Annotated in this window: 12 protein-coding genes; 8 read left to right on the forward strand and 4 right to left on the reverse strand. The window is 68.3% G+C overall.

Annotated features, from left to right (window positions below; genetic code table 11):
- Positions 1-16 precede the first annotated feature (16 nt).
- Positions 17-1873 carry an alpha/beta hydrolase family protein gene (locus tag BJ972_RS08330; protein ID WP_179419934.1) on the reverse strand — a complete coding sequence of 619 codons (1857 nt, stop codon included), beginning with the start codon at positions 1871-1873 and terminating at the stop codon, positions 17-19.
- Positions 1874-2272: 399 nt separating this feature from the next.
- Here BJ972_RS08330 and BJ972_RS08335 point away from each other — a divergent pair, with 399 nt between their 5' ends.
- On the forward strand, positions 2273-3736 hold the full coding sequence (locus tag BJ972_RS08335; protein WP_241830765.1) for an MFS transporter: 1464 nt from the start codon (positions 2273-2275) through the stop codon (positions 3734-3736).
- Between the two features lie 29 nt (positions 3737-3765).
- Here BJ972_RS08335 and BJ972_RS08340 read toward each other — a convergent pair whose 3' ends face one another.
- On the reverse strand, positions 3766-4350 hold the full coding sequence (locus BJ972_RS08340) for a histidine phosphatase family protein (protein ID WP_129173937.1): 585 nt from the start codon (positions 4348-4350) through the stop codon (positions 3766-3768).
- A gap of 166 nt (positions 4351-4516) precedes the next feature.
- Between BJ972_RS08340 and ectB the strand changes: the two genes are divergently transcribed.
- Together ectB and BJ972_RS08350 are read left to right on the forward strand one after the other, a co-directional pair.
- The gene (gene ectB, locus BJ972_RS08345; protein WP_129173935.1) at positions 4517-5788 is read left to right on the forward strand and encodes a diaminobutyrate--2-oxoglutarate transaminase; all 1272 of its coding nucleotides are present in this window, start codon (positions 4517-4519) and stop codon (positions 5786-5788) included.
- 9 nt (positions 5789-5797) lie between these two features.
- Positions 5798-6874: a trans-sulfuration enzyme family protein gene (locus tag BJ972_RS08350; protein WP_129173933.1), complete on the forward strand. Its 1077-nt coding sequence runs from the start codon at positions 5798-5800 to the stop codon at positions 6872-6874.
- A 202-nt stretch (positions 6875-7076) separates the two neighbouring features.
- Here the strand turns inward: BJ972_RS08350 and ykgO are convergent, their stop codons facing one another.
- Positions 7077-7199: a type B 50S ribosomal protein L36 gene (ykgO, locus tag BJ972_RS08355; RefSeq protein ID WP_129173931.1), complete on the reverse strand. Its 123-nt coding sequence runs from the start codon at positions 7197-7199 to the stop codon at positions 7077-7079.
- 51 nt (positions 7200-7250) lie between these two features.
- Here ykgO and BJ972_RS08360 point away from each other — a divergent pair, with 51 nt between their 5' ends.
- Entirely contained in the window at positions 7251-8228 is a 978-nt protein-coding gene (locus tag BJ972_RS08360) for a GTP-binding protein (protein WP_129173929.1), read from the forward strand.
- Positions 8229-8234: 6 nt separating this feature from the next.
- Here the strand turns inward: BJ972_RS08360 and BJ972_RS08365 are convergent, their stop codons facing one another.
- On the reverse strand, positions 8235-8780 hold the full coding sequence (locus tag BJ972_RS08365) for a YbhB/YbcL family Raf kinase inhibitor-like protein (RefSeq protein WP_129173927.1): 546 nt from the start codon (positions 8778-8780) through the stop codon (positions 8235-8237).
- Between the two features lie 210 nt (positions 8781-8990).
- Here BJ972_RS08365 and BJ972_RS08370 point away from each other — a divergent pair, with 210 nt between their 5' ends.
- From BJ972_RS08370 to BJ972_RS08385, 4 genes are all read left to right on the forward strand, one after another.
- Positions 8991-10226, forward strand: a complete 1236-nt coding sequence (locus BJ972_RS08370; protein WP_129173925.1) for an MFS transporter — start codon at positions 8991-8993, stop codon at positions 10224-10226.
- Between the two features lie 72 nt (positions 10227-10298).
- Positions 10299-14051 (forward strand): ACP S-malonyltransferase, encoded by a 3753-nt coding sequence (locus tag BJ972_RS08375; protein WP_129173923.1) that lies wholly within the window; start codon positions 10299-10301, stop codon positions 14049-14051.
- The gene (locus tag BJ972_RS08380; RefSeq protein WP_179419935.1) at positions 14048-15604 is read left to right on the forward strand and encodes a hypothetical protein; all 1557 of its coding nucleotides are present in this window, start codon (positions 14048-14050) and stop codon (positions 15602-15604) included. The genes BJ972_RS08375 and BJ972_RS08380 overlap by 4 nt, the downstream gene beginning before the upstream one ends.
- A gap of 49 nt (positions 15605-15653) precedes the next feature.
- Entirely contained in the window at positions 15654-16004 is a 351-nt protein-coding gene (locus tag BJ972_RS08385) for an ArsR/SmtB family transcription factor (RefSeq protein WP_129173921.1), read from the forward strand.
- Positions 16005-16247 lie beyond the last annotated feature (243 nt).

The following is a 16247-nucleotide window of genomic DNA, read 5'->3' on the forward strand; positions in this document are numbered from 1 at the left end:
ATCGTGCGGTGCTCGTTCAGTAAGTGACGACGAGCGAGTTGGATGCCGAGATGAGCGCCACGACGAGAGCGTTCAGGAATCCGGCGATGTAGGGGTTGTTCGTCGCGCGATAGATCTTGCGACTGATCACGGCGGTGACTGCGAGGATCACGATGACGGGGAACAGCCAGATACTGAAGATTCCACCGAAGCCGGGAATCAGCTCACCCGACGTGAAGAACGTCACGTACTGGGCGACGACGAGCACGATCGGCGCGAGCGAGTTGAAGAGGGCCAGCACTGCCGTGTTGATCCACTCCCTGTTACGAAGCGACACGTGGTTGAACGCGTTGATCGCCACCGAGTTCGCGACGAAGTAGATCAGGAAGAGCGGGAGCACGAAGAACGCGAGCCAGATCTTGTCGGCGGGGAACCACTTGACCGCGATGACCCAGAAGCGGAAATCGGTCGTGAAGAAGTAGTCGAGCACGAAGACGATCGTGAACGCCGCGGCGGTCGTCACCCCGGCGAGACCGATCGCGTGGAAGAAGGCCTTCCAGCCCGGCAGCACGCCGTTCTGTCGGAGATCGACTCCGTTACGGCGGCCGAAGGCGAGGTACGACACTGTCATGATCACGAGACCCGCGAGACCGTTGATCGCCGCCCAGAGCGCGATGAAGAACACGGCGCCCTGCGGCACGATCGACGGCGCACCGTTGAACACGATCGGTGACAGCCAGCTCGCCTGGCTGAGAGCGATGTAGCTCCAGCCGGAGAACAGGGCCGACACGACGAGTCCGCCCCAGAACCAGGCGAGACCTCGGCGCGAGGGCGCGAGAGCGGTCACCGGAGCAGCCGCCTTGAGGGCACGGAATGCGCGGGTCTCGAGGAGCGCACGAGTGAACGCAACGAGGAAGATACCGAAGCCGACGAGTCCGAGAGTCGTGAAGAATTCCTTCCACTGCCAGACCTGAGCGGCGGGATCGATCTCGTTCGGCGTACCGAGGGCTTCATCGAAGAACGTGAGGGTGTCGGTAACGGCGCCCTTCGAGATCGTGCTCCAGGGATGCGTCTGCGACTGCGGGTAGATGGCACGCATCGCTTCCGTGCCGTCGATGTCCTCGGTGTAGATCTCGTCGGCCGAACGCTCATCGGTGATGTCGGCGGGGTTTTCGCCGAAGTGCAGGAAGGACTGCGCGTTGGGCGTCGTGATGTAGTCGCGCGGCGCCGTCAGGGCCACGCCCTCGGGACTGTAGCTGCGGAAGAAGAACTCGTCGTATTCGGCCTGCACGACGGCCACGTCACGGTCGCCGTAGAGGTTGAAGTACGCGTTGTCGTTGTCTGCGTTGGTATAGACGGGGTCGTTGTCGACGAGCACGACGGCAGAGATGAGCGGCGTTTCCGCCTCATTGTCGATCGCGACCGAGAAGTTCGCGGCGCGCGCGCCGTTCGAGTGGCCTGTGACGCCGATCCGATCGGTGTCGACATAGGGAAGATCGGCGATGAGCTTCACGGCGTCGTACATTCCGGTGCCGCCGACAGCGAGTTCGTCATTCGGTAGATCGTCCGAATTGCCGTGGCCGTACATGTCGATCGAGATGACGACGTAGCCTCGGCGAGCGAGCTCGACGTAGTTGGCATCCTGCATCTCACGGTTGTTCCACCAGCCGTGGCTCACGACGATCGCCGGCGCGGTGTTCTCTGCCGTGGCCGTCGCCGGCTTGAAGAGGAGTGCGTTGAGCATGCGGCCCGACGACGTCTCCCACTTGAGGTCTTTCACGGTGACACTGCCGGCGTTCGTCTGCACGAGCGATGCACCGACAGCCGAGATCAGGAAGAGGACGAGCGAGCAGACCAGCCAGAAGCTGTTGCGTCGCAATAGACCGTTTCGCATGGGTCGAGGACTCCTTAGTCAGGGGATGCGCGGCTCTGCCGCGGAGGGTATCGACGGTCAAGACCGTCGCACAGCGGCACCGTCGGGGCACGCGAATGCGGCATCCCACTTCGCCGTCGGACGCCGCCGTACACGCACCGATCCGAAGATGCGGATGCACTGCCGACTCTAGGTCGACCGCGGTGACGGAGGCAGCGAATCGGGCTGCACATGTGTGCAGATCACTCACGGCCGACCCCCGGGGTAGACTCTTCCTCTGCTCGACCCCGGGGTCGAGGTGGTCGGTCATCCGCGAGAGCGGGGTGGCGATCCGGGGCTGGAAACCCCTGGAACAACTCCCCTCTTCTCTGGAAGGTCACCCCTATGCCGTCATCCGGCTCCCCTCTCGCCACCGGTTCGGTGCCCACGTCGTCCGTTCCGACCACGGCCTCCGGCCGTCGCCGATGGTGGGTGCTCCTCGTGCTCGCCGCGACACAGCTCATCGTCGTGCTCGACGGCACGATCGTGAACATCGCGCTGCCCGCCGCCCAGACCGAGCTCGGCCTCAGCGACACCCAGCGCCAGTGGGTCGTCACGGCCTACGCGCTCGCGTTCGGCGCGCTTCTCCTGCTCGGCGGTCGCATCGCCGACTACTGGGGCCGGAAGCGCACCTACCTCGTCGGCATGGTCGGCTTCGGGCTCGCGTCCGCGTTCGGCGGTATCGCTCAGAGCGGCACCGAGCTCATCATCGCCCGTGGCCTGCAGGGCGTCTTCGCGGCGCTCATGGCGCCGGCTGCGCTCGCTCTCCTGACCGTCACGTTCCCCGGCGGCCGCGACCGCAACACCGCTTTCGCGGTCTTCGGAACCGTCGCCGGTGCGGGTGCCGCCGTCGGCCTCGTGCTCGGCGGGGTGCTCACCGAGTTCGCCGACTGGCGCTGGTGCCTGCTCGTCAACGTGCCCTTCGTGATCGTCGCGTTCGTCGCCGGCGTGCTGCTCGTGCGTGAGAGCCGTGCCGAGGGAGACAACCGCTACGACTGGTGGGGCGCGGTCACCGTCATCCTCGGTCTCGGGTCGCTCGTCTACGGCTTCACGCTCGCCGAGGGCGGCTGGGGCTCGCTCGACACGATCGCGTTCCTCGCGATCGGCGTGCTGCTGCTCGTCGTCTTCGTGCTCATCGAGCGCCGCGTCGCTCAGCCGCTCCTGCCGTTGCGCATCGTCGTCGACCGCGTGCGCGGCGGAGCGTTCCTCATCCAGGCGATCACGGGCAGCGTCATGATCGGCGCGATGCTCTACCTGACGTTCCACCTGCAGATCGTGCTCGGCTTCCCGCCGCTCGAGGCCGGTCTCGCGTCGCTGCCGATGACGGCCGCGATCATGATCACGGCGCCCATCGCCACGCGGCTCCTGCCCGCGATCGGGCCGCGCCCGCTGCTCATCGGCGGCCCGCTCATCGGTGCGGCCGGGCTCCTCTACCTCAGCCGCATCACGGCCGACGGCGACTACTTCGTGCAGGTGCTGCCCGCACTCATCGTGCTCGGCATCGGCATGGCGATGGTCTTCGTACCGCTGCAGAACCTCGCCCTCGCGGGTGTCGCGCCGCACGACGCGGGCGCCGCCTCGGCGACGGCGAACGCGATGATGCAGATCGGCGGATCGATCGGTCTCTCGGTGTTCACGACGCTCTACGCATCGGTCGCCGGCGCGCAGGTCGTCACCGACTCGGCCTCACAGCTCGCGGCCTTCACCGCCGGCTACTCGATCGCGTTCGCGAGCGCCGCCATCGGCCTCGTGATCGCCTCGATCATCGCGATCGTCTTCATCCGCGGGAAGAAGGACGAGCTCCTCCCGCCCGCGGGCGCCGAGGGGGCCGTTCACCTCGGTTGAGTCAGGACGGTCGCTTCGGTGAACCCTCGTCAGAGCAGGCGCTGCTCCGAGGCGATCGTCGGCACTCCGCCGATCGTGAGCACGCGCCATCCGTCGGGGCCGCGCCCGACGAGCGACGACGAGGCGTTGTCGAGGCGGGGGTAGTCGTGCTGGTCGCGACCGTCGATCGTCGCGAAGATGCACCGCAGCAGCGTTCCGTGCGCGACGACCACGACGTCGGTGTCGCCGTAGGCGTCGACGATCTCCTCGAGGGCACGGAGCCCGCGTTCGCCGACGACGGAGTCGGGCTCCTTGTCGGGGATCGATCGGCCCGGCCACCGCTCGTCGACCTCAGTGATCGGGAGCCCCTCGGCGCTGCCGAAATTCTGCTCGCGGAGGTCGTCGTAGGTCGGGCCCAGTTCGAGGGAGAGCTCACCGGCGATGATCGCGGCGGTCTCGCGCGCACGCTGCAGCGGCGAGCTCACGACGGCCGACCAGTCGCCCTCGGCGAGCACCGCGGCGGCGACGAGCGCCTGCGCACGACCCGTGTCGTTGAGGGGGATGTCGCTCGACCCCTGCATCTTCTCGGCGAGATTCCAGTCGGTCTGACCGTGACGGATGAGAGCAAGCACCATTACTCCAGAGTACGTCGCCCGCCAGCGTCATCCGCCCCTCACCGCCTCGGCAGGATGACGCGCGGAGCGAACGCGAACAGTTGTCACCGCGCGGCAACCTAAGCTCGATACATCGATCGCGGGCGGTGTCGAGCCCGCGTTCAGCCGAGCAACAGAAGGTGAACGCATGAGTGACGCGTCTCTCGAGGTCTTCGATCGCCGCGAGTCGGAGGTCCGTGGATACATCCGGTCCTTCCCCGTCGTCTTCGACCGCGCTCGCGGCTCGGTCCTCACGACCGCCGACGGCCGCGACTACCTCGACTTCTTCGCGGGCGCCGGCACCCTCAACTACGGCCACAACAACCCGCTCTTCACGCGCGCCCTCATCGACTACCTCGAGCGCGACGGCATCATCCACGGACTCGACATGGCGACGTCGGCGAAGAAGGCCTTCATCGAGGCGTTCGAGCAGTACGTGCTCGCCCCCCGGGGCCTCGACTACAAGCTGCAGTTCACGGGCCCGACGGGTGCGAACGCCGTCGAAGCCGCCCTCAAGATCGCCCGTCAGGCGACGGGTCGCACGAACATCGTCGCCTTCACGAACGGCTTCCACGGTCTGAGCCTCGGCGCCGTCGCGACGACGGGCAACGCCAAGTACCGCCAGGCGGCGGGCGTCTCGCTCGGCGACGTCACGCGGCTGCCGTTCGACGGCTACCTCGGTGACGGGTTCGACACGCTCGACCTCTTCGAGAAGATGCTGCACGACACCGGCTCGGGTCTCGACCTCCCCGCGGGCGTCATCGTCGAGGCCGTGCAGGGCGAGGGCGGCATCAACGTCGCGAGCATCCCGTGGCTGCAGCGGCTCCGCGCGATCACCGAGGAGCACGGCATCCTGCTCATCCTCGACGAGATCCAGTCGGGCATCGGTCGCACGGGCGCGTTCTTCGCGTTCGAGGCGGCGGGCATCGTTCCCGACGTCGTGACGGTGTCGAAGTCGATCTCCGCGTCGGGACTGCCGATGGCGCTCGTGCTGTTGAAGCCCGAGGTGGATGTCTGGAAGCCGGGCGCTCACACGGGAACGTTCCGCGGCAACAACCTCGCGTTCGTCTCGGCGCGCGCGGCACTCGAGAATTACTGGGCCGACTCGGCCTTCACCGACGGGGTCGACGAGCGTTCCGCGCAGCTGCGTGCCGCGCTCGACGAGATCGTCGCCGCCCACCCCGAGCTCGGACTCACGACGCGCGGCCGCGGCCTCATGTACGGCCTCGTCTGCGACGGCGACACGTCCCTCGCCGGTCGCGTCTCGGCCGAGGCCTTCCAGCGCGGACTCGTCATCGAGACCTCGGGAGCCTTCGACGAGGTGCTCAAGTTCCTCCCTGCACTCACGATCACGGCCGACGAGCTCGACCGCGGCCTCGCGATCGTGCGCGAGAGCCTCGACGCGGTCCTCGCGGCCTGAGGCGAACGGATGACCGAGCAGCGCGCCTTCCGTCCTGAAACGCTCACCGTCATCGCCGGGCGTCCGCCGCACGACGTCGACGAACCCCTCAACGTGCCCGTGCACCTCGCGTCGACGTACGTCGCGGGAGGGTCGCGCGAGTACGGCCGCTTCGTGAACCCGTCGTGGACGGCGTTCGAAGACGCGCTCGGCGCTCTCGAGGGCGGACGATGCGTGTCGTTCGCCTCGGGCATCGCGGCGATCGGCGCCGTGCTCGACCTCGTGCCCGTCGGCGGAGTCGTCGTCGCACCGCGGCACTCGTACACGGGAACCGTCGGCCTTCTCAGCGACCTCGAGTCGCGCGGGCTGATCCGCGCGGTCTATGTCGACATCGCCGACACGACTGCCGTCGCCGCGGCCTGCAAGGGCGCGGCTCTGCTGTGGATCGAGTCGCCCACGAACCCGGCCCTCGAGGTCGCGGACCTCCCCGCGATCACCGCCGCCGCGCACGCCGCGGGCGCCCGGGTCGCGGTCGACAACACGTTCGCCACTCCCCTGTTGCAGCGCCCGCTCGAGTCGGGTGCCGACTTCTCGGTGCACTCGGCGACGAAGTACATCGCGGGACACTCCGACGTGCTCATGGGCGCCGTCATCACCGCGAACGACGACGACGCCACGGCGATCACCGGGCGTCGCACGCTCGGCGGCGCCATCCCGTCCCCGCTCGACGCGTTCCTCGCGCTGCGCGGGCTCCGCACGCTCCACGTGCGCCTCGAACGCGCCGAGCAGAACGCCCAGGAGCTCGTGCGGCGGCTCGACGGTCATCCCGCCCTCGCCGAGGTGCGCTACCCCGGATTCGGCGCGATCGTCTCGATCGTCGTCGCGGGAGCGGATGACGCGGCCGCGGCCGACGCCGCGGACGCCGTCGTGTCACGCACGCACCTGTGGGTGCACGCGACGAGTCTCGGCGGGGTCGAGTCGACGCTCGAACGCCGTCGCCGCTGGCCCGCCGAAGCGCCGACGATCCCGGCCGGACTCGTTCGACTCTCGGTCGGCCTCGAGCACATCGACGACCTGAGCGCCGACCTCCTCGACGCGCTCGGCTGAGCGCCGCGCGCACTCGCGCTCACACACTCGCGCCAGCGCACCTGCGCCCCCGCGCACTCCTCGCGCCCGAGTGCCGTTCGCGCCTCCACCACCCACACACCCGCGATTCCCACCCGCTGGAGTGCCGTTCGCGCGCGCGAGTCACTCACGATGTGCACTCGCACGCATGAACGGCACTCCCCCGGGCGCGCCGGCGCGACGCCTACCCCTGGCGACCCTTGAAGCGCGGGTTGAGCTTGTTGATGACGTAGATGCGCCCGCGGCGACGCACCACCTGGGCCCCGGGCTGGTTCTTCAGTGATTTGAGTGATGCGCGGACCTTCATTAGTCTCTCCTTAATGAGAACGTTTCTCATTAGATTAGAAGGCGGTCGCCCATGTCGCAACACGTCGTCCTGCTCCTCGGTGATCGCGACGCCCGCGAGCGGTTCATCCGTCGCCTCGATCCGCGTGACGCGTTCTCCGTCATCCGCATTCCGGCGACGGCAGCCGACATCGGAGCGATGGTCGTCGAGGCGTGCTCGGCACCCGGCAACCACGTCGTCTCGTGCAGCAGCCTCGCCGAGTCGACGAGCCTCATCGGCGAGCTGCGCGAGAGATCCGACGGGATGCCGGCGACGATCATCACCGCCATCGAAGCGTCGACCCTCGTCGACCGTCTGCACGACAGCCGTTACGAACCCGTCGCGGAACGCGAGGTCGTTGCGCGGTCACACCTCTTCGCCGCGCAGGTCGAATTCGCCGACCTCCTCGTCGTCGACGGAATCACACGGCTCGGCGACGACGAACGCGGGGCGACGCTCGCACTCCTCGGCGCCCTCAACCCGACGGCGCACGTCGTGATCGCACCCGGCCACCGATCGCTGCATCGGCTCGTGAGAACGGAGAGCGCCACGCCGCACGCCGAGCGCCCCGGCTGGAGCCGTGTGCTCAGCGGAACCGCCGACCCGCACCTGACGCACCCGCGCGTGACGACGTTCCGCTACGAGAACCTGCGACCGTTCCACACGGGGCGACTGCTCGAGCTCATCGAGGACGACCTGGGATCGGAGAGCTTCGGCCGCGTCATCCGTTCGGGCGGCTTCTGCCGCTTCTCGACCCGGCCCGAGCGGTCGGCGTTCTGGAATCAGGTCGGCGCCGTGATCGCCTTCGACCCGCTGCCGGCCGACGAGGTCGTCGCCGAGATCGCGGCCATCGGGCAGGACATCGCGTTCACCGGATTCGACCTCGATGCCGCAGGCCTCAGCACGGCCCTCGACGCCGCGGCACTCACCGACGACGAATGGCTGCAGGGCGCCGGCGCCTGGCGATCAGGAGCCGACGACCTGCCGCTCTGGGTTCACGACGAGCACTGACCCGGGTCAGACGAGCGCCGGAACCTGAGCCGTCGCCACGAGCACGGCGCGCCCGAGAACGTGGGCATTGAGCGTGAGCGCGAGGAGCGCGGGCGTCGCGTCGGGCCCGACGCCGATCTGCTCGACGTCGAGAGCCGTCACGATGACGACGTAGCGGTGCGGCGCATCGCCCGCGGGCGGCGCCGCACCGATGTAGCGCGCGACCGCCGCGTCGTTCCGCAGCTGGTACGCACTGGCCGGGAGCCCCTCCCCCGATTCACCGCCGGCGCCTTCCGCGAGTTCGGTGACGGATGCCGGGATGTCGACGACCGCCCAGTGCCAGAACCCCGACCCGGTCGGCGCATCGGGGTCGTGGATCGTCACGGCATAGCTCTTCGTCTCGGCAGGCGCACCCGTCCACTCGAGCTGCGGCGAGCGGTCCTGCCCGCCGGGAACCCCGAAGATGCCGGAGAACTGCGGTTCGGGCCACGAGCCGCCCGCGGTGACCGTCTCGCTCACGAGCGAGAACGCCGGGGCGGCGGGGAGGGCGGATGTCGGATGGGGCGTGGTCACGAGGGATCTCCGTTCGAGGCGTGAGTGATTGCATCGGAGATTACCGATATGACGATGTGAGGTCAACGACTCGAGGCGATCGGTCGCGAGCGCCGTCACCGGGCGACGCGGCACGTCACACATCGAGCGAAACCATTGCCTCGTGATCGACATATCGCTAATCTCCGATTTGTCGATATCGGCGAACGCCGCACACACGGAGGACATGTCATGACCCAGCAGAAGACCACGGCTCTACCCGCGGGGCTCATCGCTCTCGCGCTGGGAGGGTTCGGCATCGGCCTCACGGAGTTCGGGATCGTCGGCCTCCTTCCCGAGATCGCGACCGACTTCGCCGTCAGCGAGAGCGTCGCCGGGCACCTCGTCTCCGGCTACGCGCTGAGCGTCGCTGTCGGCGCCATCGCCCTCACCGCCGCGGTCTCCCGGCGCGAGCGGAAGGGCGTTCTCGTCGGGCTCGTCGTGCTCTTCATCATCGGCAACCTGATCTCGGCCATCGCACCGACCTACGCGATCATGCTGGTCGGGCGGATCATCGCTGCGCTCTGCCACGGAGCGTTCTTCGGCGTCGGCGCCGTCGTGGCCGCCGACATGGTGCCCGCCCATCGCCGGGCCGGAGCGATCTCTCTCATGTTCGCCGGCCTGACGGTCGCGAACGTCGTCGGCATCCCCTTCGGGACCTTCGTCGGCCAGCAGTACGGCTGGCGCGCGACGTTCTGGGCCATCACGGCCATCGGCGTCATCACGCTCGTGGGGATCCAACTGCTCGTGAAGCGCTCGCCGGCACCCGAGTCGAAGGGCCTGCTCTCCGAGATCGGGGTGCTCCGTCGCCCGCAGGTGCTGCTCTCGGCGGCTGTCAGCATCCTCACGTTCGGTGGGCTCGTCGGCGCATACACCTACATCGCGTTCACGCTCGTCGAGGTCACGGGCTTCGGCGTCGCCGCGGTGCCGTGGCTGCTGCTCCTCTTCGGCGTCGGCACGTTCATCGGAAATCTCATCGGAGGTCGCCTCGCCGACCGCGCTCTCGACCGTTCACTGCTCATCGTCATCGCACTCCTCGCAGTGGTGCTCGTCGTCTTCGCCCTGACGGCAGCGAGCATCTGGGCGACGCTCGTCACGATCTTCCTGCTCGGCACGGTCGGATTCGCGACCGCTCCCGGTCTGCAGTTGCGCGTCATGCGGTTCGCCGGAGACGCGCCGACGGTCGCGTCGGGCGCGAACATCGCGGCGCTCAACGTCGGCAACGCGCTCGGCGCCTGGCTCGGCGGGGTGACCATCGCGGCCGGCCTCGGTTTCGTGTCGCCGCTCTGGGTCGGGGCCGGCCTCGCCGTCGCCGCACTGCTCGTGCTCCTTCCGGCGAGTATCGCCGCCGCGTCCGCCGAGCCGAGGGATGCCGGTCCGGATGTCTCGGTCGGCGCGAACCCGGCGCGCGAGCAGCAGCCGCACTGATCGAACCCGCTGTCGGAACGCGTTCCGGCCGTCATCCATTCACGACACATCTGGTGAGAAAAGGGGAACACCATGTTGCACACCGAGAGACGGGATGACCCGCACGGGCATTCTCAGACGACGAGTTCGACGATCACGCCGGTCGACCGTGGTGCGGGAGCGTCGGGTGACAGCGCGCGGTTCACGGCGATCGGCTTCTTCCCCGGACTCGGCAGTCGAGCGGCCTACCGGGGAGTCGGACTCGAGACGATCGGGTCGGGGTTCACGAGCGTCGGGGCGGTCTACGACGAAGCGGCTGCGGCGCTCGGACTCTCGTCCGCATCGTCGCTCGCACTGACCCCGGCGAATCTGCCGGCGGACCCCGTCGAGCGCCAGGGCTTCATCGGGGCCGCCGTCCTCACACACAACATCGCGATCCACACCGATCTGGTCGAGCGCGGCCGCCGCGCGGGCCACCCGATCTTCACGGCGTTCACCGGCGAGAGCTTCGGCATGCTCGCCTCGGCGGTCGCGGCAGGCTCTCTGACGATCGGCAACGGCGTCATCCTCGCCCGCGCATTCACTCCGCTCCTGCTCGCCGCCGCGAACCAGCGCGCGTCGGGCACGTTCGGTGACGCCCTCGAGCAGTACATGCCGACGTACTCGTCGTCGCATCCGCCGGTCGCGGAACCGGCGCACGTCATCGCGTTGCGAGGCGCTCCCGACGCTCTCGAGCGCGTGCTGGCGTACGCCGTCGAACACCACGACGACAGCATCGAACTGCACAAGCGGTACTCCCGTCACCAGGCGAACGTCTACGTACGCTCGAGCTTCATTCCGTCGTTCGCCGACATCCTGCGGTCCTTCCCCGAAGTCTCGGCCGAGGAGCTCAAGGAACCGACGCGGTTCCTCGCCCATTCGCGCAAGATGACGCGAGCCCGCGAGGCGCTCGATCGCTTCATCGATGCGCACGGAATCGACATCCGGGCTCCGCACACCCCGCTCATCTCGAACAGCGGCGGCGGCTTCCTGCTGACGGGCGACCACGTTCGGGGCGCCGTGCTCGCGATGACGAACGAGGTCATGCACTCGCAGCGCACGGTCGAACTCATCGACGACCTGCGCCCCGACCTCGTCATCGAGATCGGTCGAGGCGGCAAGTCGCTCGACCTCCTGCGCGACAACGCGTCACGTCCGGCAGCCGTCATGGGGAGCGACGCCGCCGACAGTTCGCGGATCGTCTCAGGAGCGGCGCTCGCGGGCCGGCTGACACACACGATCGACGCGCTGCGCTCCGGTGCAACCGCGCACCCCGACGGTCGCGACATCACCCTGCTCCGCGATCTCACGAGCCTCGCCGCGAACGAGCCGGCGTTCGCCCGCTATCTGACGACGACGGCGTGCGCCCTGGCCGCCTCCGCCGAACACGACTCCGAGCCGTCCGCCTTCCGCGAGTTCCGAGAGACGCTGCAGTTCACACTCGCCCACCGCCATCACCTCGGCGCGGGCGAACTCGTGGTGAACGCCCGGCAGAAGAAGCGCCTGGTGGGCTCGCGGCGGAGCCTCGGACGCGCGTACACCGAACTGCGGATACTCACGGCGCGCGGCACGATACGCGACCGCGAGGTCTCGGCCACCGAGGACACCGAAGCGCTCGTCATCCATTTCGAACGACCTCGGCGAGCGCGTGCGAGCGAGACCGCGCGAGCCGCTCGCGAGCTCCTCGATTCGCAGCCGGCCGCCCAGCGGTTGCGCGACGCGATCGTCGATCACCTCCGCCGCGAGGACCGACCGAGTAGAAGCCTCGGTGCGACCATCGCGCACGCCGACATGATCGACGTCATCATCCATCAGGTGACGATGTTCGAGCTGCTGAAGCAGCACCGGAGAGGGCTCGTCGGTCAGAGTCACGTGTTCCTCGACGGCAGCGACCCCGTCGGATGGCTGCTGGCACTCGTCGCGGGCGGCGCCGTCGACCCCGGTGACGTCATCGAGCTCGGGGCCCACGTCATCGCGCCGCGCTCGCCTGAGAGCCGGACGAGCGATCTCGTCGCTCGCCTGTGCGAACGGATTCGCGACGCGACCCTGCCTCTGCTCTCACCCGACGGAGCGCCCGTCCTCGCACGACACGACCTCCACGCGGCGACTGTCGCCGTCTTCCAACGCGGTCACGCACGCGGCGGGCGTCGGTCGATCCACCTGAACGCGTCGTGCACGGTCATCGCGCTCGGATCGGCGAGCCGCCTCGCCCGTCTCGACACGGCCCCGCACGCGAACGCCGTCATCGTGGTGCGCGCCGCCGACGAGTTCTGGCACGCGGGCCTCAATCCCGCGCTCGATCGTGCCGACTCGCGCGTGCTCCTGACCTCGTCGCCGGAACGGCGTGCCACCGCCGCGTACGCCCGGCGCCGGAACCTCCTGCACACGACGGTGAGTTCCTACGTCAACGCCGGCGAGACGGTCGTCGGTTTCGGCGAGGGCGGCAGCGAATCGATGACGATCTTCTTCCGACGCGACGGCGGTGATGAGGTGCTCGTTCGCAAGGTGCTGAGCGAGGCGCTCACCACCGCGCGCTGGGACCCGGCCGGAACCGGTCCGATGCTTCCTCCCTTCACGAAGGCCAAGCGTCAGGCGGAGTACCTGGCCGCGCTGCCTGATGCGCTCCGTCCGTTCTTCCCCGAGGTCTACGACGTCGTCGAACGCGAGATCACCCTGCCCGATCAGGCCCGCGGCGAGCGGGTCTGCCGCGAGGTCATCTACGAGATGAGCTACGTCGCGGGCGACGAGGTCGGTCAGTACGTGCGGGAGCACACGCCGCCCGCCGCGATCATCGCGCGCCTGTACGAGGAGATCATCGGCTTCGTGCACCGCAACGTGCACTCCGAACGCCGCACGCCGTCACCGGGCGCGACGATCGAGGAGCAGTACTTCCGGAAGATCGAAGACCGCCTCGACCTCTGTCGCCAGACCGCGCCCCGCACGTTCGGGCCTGCTCTGCTCGACTCGGAGCGGATCGTCATCAACGGGCGCCCGTACCGCAACTACCGCGCGCTGCTGTCGGAGTTCCGAGCGAACCCCGCCTATGCGAGCGTGCTCGAGTCGCGGTTCCACTCGCTCGTCATCGGCGACACGAACACGGAGAACATCAAGATCGGCGACAGCGCTCCCCTCCTCCGCGCTCAGGAGCTGATGCAGGCGGGGGCGAGCGACGACCGCGTCGCCCGAGCGCTCTCGGACATCACCGCCGAGTCGATCCGCCTGAAGTTCCTCGACCCGCGCGCGATCGGTTATCGGAGCGATGGCGCCGACACCCGCGACGATCCGATGTACGACAACAAGCCGTGGCACAACTCGATCGGGCACTACGACGAGATGCACAACGAGCTGTTCGATCTGGATGTCTCGTCCGCGGCCGACGGCACACCCTCGATCTCGATCGCGTTCCACGACGACAACCCGTACCAGCGTGCGTACCGGGTGAGCGATGCCGTCGAGCACGGGCGACCGATCGACCGCGATCACCCCCGCGGGATCGAGGACCACTTCGCAGACGTCATGTCGACCGTGTACGTGCGGGCCGGCGAGTCATCCGATCACGATGCGGACGACCCGCACTGGATCACGCGGTTCGTCTTCACGATGGGCACGCACTTCACCGCGATGCCGCCGTTTCACTTCAGCTCGGAGATCGAGGGCACTCTCGTCGACTCGCCCGACGTGCAGCGACGACCGATCGCGATCTACTGCGAGGGCATCAAGTGGCTCAACTGGGCACTCGAGATGCTCGAGGGCACCCGCACCGAGTTCCTCGGGGTGGATGTCCGTTCGGAGGTGTTCGCACGATGACGCGACTCATCTCACCGCCAATCTCCGGGCTCGCCGACCTGTCGGTCGAAGCGCGCGTGCTCGCGACGCCCTGGAGCCGCATCGTGCGCGGCATCGGTCTCGGTCAGCACCCGGTCGGGTACGACAGCGTCGCGGCGGCGCAGATCCGGCGGTCGTTCGACGTGCTCGGCGCGCGGCTCGATGATGCGAGCCCGTACTCGACGTTCTCGCGCGCCGTGGCGGAGCTCGCTCTCGACGTGACCGACCCCGCGCAGTCGCTCACCCGGGCGCAGGTCGCGGTTCGCGTCGAGCGGGCGAGGGTCGCGCTCGGAGCCATCGCGAACCCGTACTCGCGGGTGACGGCGGGCTGCATCCTGCTCAGCGCGGTGGCGAAACTCGGCGTCGATGCGTCGCTCGTCATCGACGCGCCCGGTGCACGCGATCTGCCCGCCGAGATCCTCGCCGCGGTCGACCTCATCCAGCCCGATGGCATCCAGGACGAGAATCACGGGCGGCACGGGGACTACGAGCGCGTCGCCGCCTGGACGGCCGTCTTCCTCGCCTTCGGCCAGGCCGACATCGGACACCGGCTCGTCACCCCCGGCCGGGATCGCGTGGCCGAGGCCGTGGCATCCCTCCCCCGCATCCCTGCGCCGTTCTTCCGCGGGAGGGGCGGGGCGACGCTCGTCTCCGCGATCGCCCTCCTGAGGCGGGGCGATGCCCTACGTAGCGGCGAAACGGATGCCGTGGGTGGCGTGTTCGCCGCGCTGGATGACGCCGATCGCATCGGCATCCACCCGGCGTTCCCGAGCCCCATGAGTGCACAGTTCGTCGCGATCTACCCGCTGCTCACGATGCTCAACGCGGTCGCCGTGGCGGGCGGAGGTCGGGTGCCGCGGGATCGGATCGCCGAGGCCTCCCGACTGATGGCCGAGCTTGAGCCCGTCGAGCGCACGCACATGGCGCTCTACTACGTGGTGGCACTGCACAACCTCGGCCGGCTGGACGACGACGTGCCCGATCTGGATGCCTTCGTCGAACCGCTCGTCGCGCAGTGGCGAACGATCGACCCGGGGCGCGACTACTTCCTGTATGGCATCTCGTATCCGTACCTCGCACAGTTGGCGTACTTCACGGGACGCGCCGACCTCATCACCGAGCAGATGCTCGACCGGATGGTGGGCGCCTTCCCGTCGCTCGAACTCACAGCGGAGGGGCGCGCCAATCGCCCGTATCCGTTCGCGTATGCGCTCAACATCGCGGCCGAACTCGGGGCCGGCGAGTTGTTCTCCTCGCCGCACCCCGCGTACGGCGGGCGCGCGCCGTACGACTGGGTCGTCGATCACCTCTCCCCCGGCGGTCGGATGGAGTCAGCGCGCCTCTACATGCTCGACCACGCCCTCGTGGGGTGGGCGTTGCGGATGCGAGCACCCGACAGCGTGGAACCGGGGGTGCTGGGGCGGTTCTCGTTCGCGGGTGGGTCGGAGCCGGGCCGTTCGGCGCGGGACGGCGTCACTGGCGGACGGCCCGAATTCTCCCGGGAGGACGGCGAACCATCGCCCGCCTCGGTGTAATCTATGAATCGATATATTCCGATTGATCGAGCCACCACGAAGGACACCCATGCCCCCGCGCGTCACCGTCGACGAAGCACCGGCCGGACTCACCGACGACACCCTTGAGGTCTTCAAGGCGCTTTCGAATCCCGTGCGGTTGCAGATCCTGCAGTGGCTGCGCGAGCCTCGGGCGCACTTCGACGCCGAGCGGGCCATCGCCGATCCCGATGAAGTCGGCGTGTGCGTGAGCCACATCACCGAGAAGGCAGGACTCGCGCAGTCCACCGTCTCGTCGTACATGAGCGTCCTCGAGAGGGCGCAGCTCGTGACGTCGACACGCATCGGCAAGTGGACGCACTACCGCCGCAACGAAGAGCGAATCGCGGCCGTCGTCGACAGCCTCGGTCAGAGCCTGTAGGAATCGGGGCGACTGGGGGCGGTTGCGCTGGGCGGCTGGGTTGGCAGCTCAGATCACCTCACCGCGTCGCCCGCTCTACTGTCGATCTTTTCCACCCTTGCCAGCAGCGCCATCTCTTCCGCCCCAACCCGCTCGTACTTCGGTGCGATTCTTCGTATACATCTTCTAATTAGACGCTCTAATCTTGCGATCCAATAGAACATATCTCCATTATCTGGTACACTGAAAGTACGTCGTGCCTGT

The sequence above is a fragment of the Agromyces atrinae genome (assembly GCF_013407835.1).
GTDB lineage: Bacteria > Actinomycetota > Actinomycetes > Actinomycetales > Microbacteriaceae > Agromyces > Agromyces atrinae.

Coding starts and splice junctions, on each gene's coding strand:
- BJ972_RS08330 (WP_179419934.1), bottom strand. CDS start 1,873: ATGCGAAACGGTCTATTGCGACGCAACAGCTTCTGGCTGGTCTGCTCG.
- BJ972_RS08340 (WP_129173937.1), bottom strand. CDS start 4,350: ATGGTGCTTGCTCTCATCCGTCACGGTCAGACCGACTGGAATCTCGCC.
- ectB (WP_129173935.1), top strand. CDS start 4,517: ATGAGTGACGCGTCTCTCGAGGTCTTCGATCGCCGCGAGTCGGAGGTC.
- BJ972_RS08350 (WP_129173933.1), top strand. CDS start 5,798: ATGACCGAGCAGCGCGCCTTCCGTCCTGAAACGCTCACCGTCATCGCC.
- ykgO (WP_129173931.1), bottom strand. CDS start 7,199: ATGAAGGTCCGCGCATCACTCAAATCACTGAAGAACCAGCCCGGGGCC.
- BJ972_RS08360 (WP_129173929.1), top strand. CDS start 7,251: ATGTCGCAACACGTCGTCCTGCTCCTCGGTGATCGCGACGCCCGCGAG.
- BJ972_RS08370 (WP_129173925.1), top strand. CDS start 8,991: ATGACCCAGCAGAAGACCACGGCTCTACCCGCGGGGCTCATCGCTCTC.
- BJ972_RS08375 (WP_129173923.1), top strand. CDS start 10,299: ATGTTGCACACCGAGAGACGGGATGACCCGCACGGGCATTCTCAGACG.
- BJ972_RS08380 (WP_179419935.1), top strand. CDS start 14,048: ATGACGCGACTCATCTCACCGCCAATCTCCGGGCTCGCCGACCTGTCG.
- BJ972_RS08385 (WP_129173921.1), top strand. CDS start 15,654: ATGCCCCCGCGCGTCACCGTCGACGAAGCACCGGCCGGACTCACCGAC.